General features: G+C 48.9%; 7 protein-coding genes. 2 read left to right on the top strand and 5 right to left on the bottom strand.

Annotated features, from left to right (window positions below):
* The 3 genes from NZ772_15070 to lhgO form a co-directional block, all read right to left on the bottom strand.
* Nucleotides 1-111: CDP-glucose 4,6-dehydratase (locus tag NZ772_15070; protein ID MCS6814875.1), on the bottom strand; the 111-nt coding region annotated here is incomplete at its 3' end.
* Nucleotides 112-188: 77 nt separating this feature from the next.
* Nucleotides 189-962: a glucose-1-phosphate cytidylyltransferase gene (gene rfbF / locus NZ772_15065; GenBank protein MCS6814874.1), complete on the bottom strand. Its 774-nt coding sequence runs from the start codon at nt 960-962 to the stop codon at nt 189-191.
* Between the two features lie 117 nt (nt 963-1079).
* Nucleotides 1080-2273, bottom strand: coding sequence for an L-2-hydroxyglutarate oxidase (gene lhgO / locus NZ772_15060; protein MCS6814873.1), 1194 nt, complete (start codon nt 2271-2273; stop codon nt 1080-1082).
* A 234-nt stretch (nt 2274-2507) separates the two neighbouring features.
* Between lhgO and NZ772_15055 the strand changes: the two genes are divergently transcribed.
* Both NZ772_15055 and NZ772_15050 read left to right on the top strand, forming a co-directional pair.
* Nucleotides 2508-2849, top strand: coding sequence for a YbaB/EbfC family nucleoid-associated protein (locus tag NZ772_15055; protein ID MCS6814872.1), 342 nt, complete (start codon nt 2508-2510; stop codon nt 2847-2849).
* An 18-nt stretch (nt 2850-2867) separates the two neighbouring features.
* Entirely contained in the window at nt 2868-3362 is a 495-nt protein-coding gene (locus tag NZ772_15050) for a low molecular weight phosphotyrosine protein phosphatase (GenBank protein ID MCS6814871.1), read from the top strand.
* 27 nt (nt 3363-3389) lie between these two features.
* On the opposite strand, the gene NZ772_15045 is transcribed toward NZ772_15050, so the two are convergent.
* Together NZ772_15045 and NZ772_15040 are read right to left on the bottom strand one after the other, a co-directional pair.
* Nucleotides 3390-3674, bottom strand: a complete 285-nt coding sequence (locus tag NZ772_15045) for a DUF3593 domain-containing protein (GenBank protein ID MCS6814870.1) — start codon at nt 3672-3674, stop codon at nt 3390-3392.
* Between the two features lie 12 nt (nt 3675-3686).
* Nucleotides 3687-4103 (bottom strand): proton extrusion protein PcxA (locus NZ772_15040; protein ID MCS6814869.1); only part of this gene is annotated, 417 nt, incomplete at its 5' end.

The raw sequence follows: 4103 nt of genomic DNA, 5'->3' as shown, positions 1-4103 counted from the left end.
GCCAATAACAGTAGCACCTAGTTGCTGTAGCCACAGAGACAACCAACTTCCCTTGAATCCAGTGTGACCTGTAATGAGAACTTTTTTTCCAGCCCAAAATGTAGGATTCATGCAGTCTTGCCAGCTAAGGATGTAAGTACAGGGTCTAACTCTGATCGTAGCTACAGTCGGTAGTGGGCTACCAGTATTCACCAAACTTTCCAGGGAGGATTGCCGCTAGCCCATAGGTTCTCCAGCAGGTTTTTATCTCGCAGGGTATCCATGGGTTGCCAAAACCCTTCATGCTTAAACGCAGACAGTTGCCCGTCGCTGGCCAGTTTTCTTAGGGGATCTTGCTCCCACACGGTAGAATCATCGGCAATGTAGTCGATGACTTCAGGCTCCAATACAAAGAAGCCGCCGTTAATCCAAGCACCATCTCCGCTAGGTTTTTCGTGGAAGGAGGTAATTTGGGTATCTTCTTCACCCAGTACCACGGCTCCAAAGCGACCAGGGGGTTGCACGGCTGTCATAGTCGCAAGGCGTTTCTGGGCTTTGTGAAAGGCGATCGCCTCAGATATATTGACGCTGCCAACCCCGTCGCCGTAGGTCATACAAAAGGTTTCTTTGCCGATGTACTCACGCACACGCTTGAGACGACCACCGGTCATGGTGTTGTCTCCCGTATCTACCACCGTCACTCGCCAAGGCTCAGCCTTACCAGAAATGAAGGTACGCTGGTTCAGTTGCATGTCGAAGATGACATCGGATAGGTGCAGAAAGTAGTTGTTGAAATATTCCTTAATAACGTAGCCTTTGTAACCACAACAGATGATGAAGTCGTTCACACCATGGGCAGAATAGATTTTCATAACATGCCATAGAATTGGACGACCACCAACCTCAACCATTGGCTTGGGCCTAATGGTTGTCTCTTCACTCAGGCGTGTACCCAGTCCACCCGCCAAGATAACTGCTTTCATGTGATTACCTGCAATACGCTCACTTATGTATGCAGAGCTAACATTTTCTGCCACCTATTCAGAATTAATACTCGATCGCGCACCAATAGTCTATAAACTTTTTGAGAATTTACAGAGTTAGGTGAGTTCAGGAATCTGATCAACGATCGCACGCCCAATTTCCAAGGATGATGTCGCGGCTGGAGACGGTGCATTGCAAACATGCAGTGAGCGTTGACCTCTGACGATTAAAAAGTCATCGACCAGATTACCGTCTTCGTAGAGAGCTTGGGCGCGCACCCCTGCATGGGTTGGCACAACATCAGCCATCTGCACCTCAGGAATCAGGCGTTGCAGACTACGCACAAAGGCCGCCTTGCTAAACGAGCGAATTATCTCCTGAACGCCCTCATCGTAGTGCCTAGCAGCTAATTTCCAAAAGGCAGGATAGGTGATCACATCTAGTAGATCTCTCAGGTCTACATCAGTTTTGGTATAACCTTCTCGTTTCAGGCTCAGAACAGCATTGGGGCCAGCATGAACACTGCCGTCAATCATTTTTGTGAAGTGTACGCCTAGAAAGGGAAAGGCAGGATTTGGCACCGGATAGATTAGTGCCTTGACAAGGTGGCGCTTTTCTGGGATGAGTTCGTAATATTCTCCCCGAAAGGGAATAATTTTGGCGCGGGGGTTAGCCCCGGCTGTGTGAGCGATGCGATCGCTAAACAGACCTGCGCAGTTCACCATAAATCGGCTAGTAATCTCACCTGCACTCGTGTTTAGCACTAGTCCGTCAGTTGTGTTGAGACTACTGAAAACACAGGTGCCTAAGCGAATCTCGCCGCCCTGTTGTTGCATCAGTTCAGCATATTTGTTACAGACTTGCCTGTAGTTCACAATGCCTGTAGAAAATACACGGATAGCAGCTAGGCAATGAACGTGGGGTTCAATCTCCTTTGCCTCAGCAGGGGTAATCTTGGCAACAGGCACTTGATTAGCCAAACCTCGGTGATAGAGGGCCTCTAGTCGGGGTAGTTCCGCCTCTTCAGTAGCAACAATTACTTTGCCACAGACATGGTGTGCCAGTCCATGCTCACGGCAAAACCTCACCATAGCCTGAGCACCCTCTCGACAAAATTTCGCCTTGAAGCTGCCGGGCTTGTAGTAAATTCCGGAGTGGATAACCCCGCTGTTGTTACCTGTCTGGTGCATGGCTAGGGAGGTTTCTTTTTCCAATACGGCTACTTTTGTGCCCGGTCGCTGCCGAGTCAAGGTCATACCCACAGCCAAGCCAACAATTCCTCCACCGACGATCGTGACATCATAATCCATGTAAAACTACAACTCCATCCTTCACGAAGACCTACGGGATTAATACCAGCGTTAGATTACCAGAGTGGTAGTATCAACCTGACAGGCTCTTAGTTAGTTGGTATAGTAGTGCAGGATTGCAGGTAACCTAATAGTCATTGGCCAGTTATTGGCTTGGCTACCATTAGTTTGGTTACCATGTAGCAACTACGTTACACCTACTGACTCTAGACATTAATTCTGGATATAAACGCTATGACAAAAGGACAAGGATTTGGATTTGGCCTCGGCAAGATGAAAGAACTGACGGAGGCATTTAAGAAAGCTCAGCAGGTGCAGGAAGGTGCTAAGAAGCTGCAAGAAGAGCTGGAAGAAATGGAAATTGAGGGCACTGCGGGTGGTGGATTGGTGAAGGTTGTGTTGAGCGGTAACCAAGAACCTCGCCGAGTTGAGCTGTCTGCTGATGTCATGGGTGAAGGCGCGGAAGTTGTGGCTGATTTGGTGTTAGCGGCTGCAAAAGATGCCTATGCTAAGTCCACAGAAACAATGCGTGCTCGCATGGAAGAGTTAACTGGTGGCTTAAACCTGCCGATGTAACCTAAGGGAATCTCTACTATGCCCTATCGCGTGTTGTTCGTCTGCTTGGGAAACATCTGCCGATCGCCAGCGGCAGAGAACATCATGAACCATCTGGTTCGACAAGCTAACCTGCAAGATCAAATTGTTTGCGATTCGGCGGGCACAGCCGCTTACCATGTGGGCAACCCGCCCGATCGTCGCATGACCCAAGCAGCCGCGCAGCGTGGCATCCAGATGACGGGAACTGCCCGACAATTTTCCCGTGCAGACTTTGAAGCCTTTGATCTGATCCTAGCTATGGATTGGGATAACTACGACAGCATTACATCTCTTGATCGCGAGAAACGGTATACCCACAAGGTCAAGATGATGTGTGAGTTTTGCCGTGAGCATCGTGATCGGGAGGTGCCAGATCCCTACTATGGAGGCATGGATGGGTTTAACTATGTGTTGGATTTACTCACTGATGCTTGTAGCGGTTTGTTAGAGTACATTGTGCAAACTCAGCAGTATTCTCCTAAGCGCTCATAGTCATTCATGATCATCCATGCATAATGATCACGTGTTGTTTGGCTGCACAGCTTGCCAAAAGCCTAAGGCTACTAAACTATTTGACACTGTAAGAAACGACTCAGCAAGGCCATGGAGCCAATCTACATTGGCCAAGGATGTGTTGTAGGCAACTTGAGCGTAAATGCCAGCCGGAATGGTGACAGCCACAAAGACTAATGTCATGTAGAAACCGATCAGTGCCAGCCGAGGAGTCTTGCCTGATCGTGTCAAAAACCAGAGGAACCCTAGATAAGGAAATAGCGACAGGGCGAATAAGGTGTTTTCAGACATAGGCGTTTAGAATTACTCATTCATGGTGCGATAGGTGGCAACGGCTGAGGGTGAGATGCGGTTAAGATAGCGGAAAATCCAGTACTTGAAAATAGTGTCTAGGATGACTGGGAAGGTGGCAATGAAGATGAAGATAAACTCGCGGTTGGCGGGTAGCCCCAGATGCCGACAGGCTCCTTCGAGCAGAACTTCCCAGCCGTGGGGCGAGTGAAACCCCACAAAGACATCGGTCAACAAAATGAGGATGAAGGCCTTGGCGCTATCACTCAGTCCGTAGACAATTCTGCTGAAGAAGGACTGGAAGACGGCGATCGACCGTCGGTTGTTGGTGATAACGATCGCAAAAGCTATCAAGCCAAATAGGTCAGCGAATACATTTTTGATGGCATCTCGGCTGCGAATGGTATAGACCGTTGCCAATTCAGCAGC

This window comes from Cyanobacteriota bacterium (genome assembly GCA_025054735.1).
Classification (GTDB): domain Bacteria; phylum Cyanobacteriota; class Cyanobacteriia; order SKYG9; family SKYG9; genus SKYG9.
Note: the sequence above shows the minus strand (reverse complement) of the source record. Positions and strands in the feature narration are given on the sequence as shown.

Excerpts from the sequence above, each read along its gene's own strand:
- NZ772_15045 (MCS6814870.1), bottom strand. The coding sequence starts at position 3,674 with ATGTCTGAAAACACCTTATTCGCCCTGTCGCTATTTCCTTATCTAGGG.
- rfbF (MCS6814874.1), bottom strand. The coding sequence starts at position 962 with ATGAAAGCAGTTATCTTGGCGGGTGGACTGGGTACACGCCTGAGTGAA.
- lhgO (MCS6814873.1), bottom strand. The coding sequence starts at position 2,273 with ATGGATTATGATGTCACGATCGTCGGTGGAGGAATTGTTGGCTTGGCT.
- NZ772_15055 (MCS6814872.1), top strand. The coding sequence starts at position 2,508 with ATGACAAAAGGACAAGGATTTGGATTTGGCCTCGGCAAGATGAAAGAA.
- NZ772_15050 (MCS6814871.1), top strand. The coding sequence starts at position 2,868 with ATGCCCTATCGCGTGTTGTTCGTCTGCTTGGGAAACATCTGCCGATCG.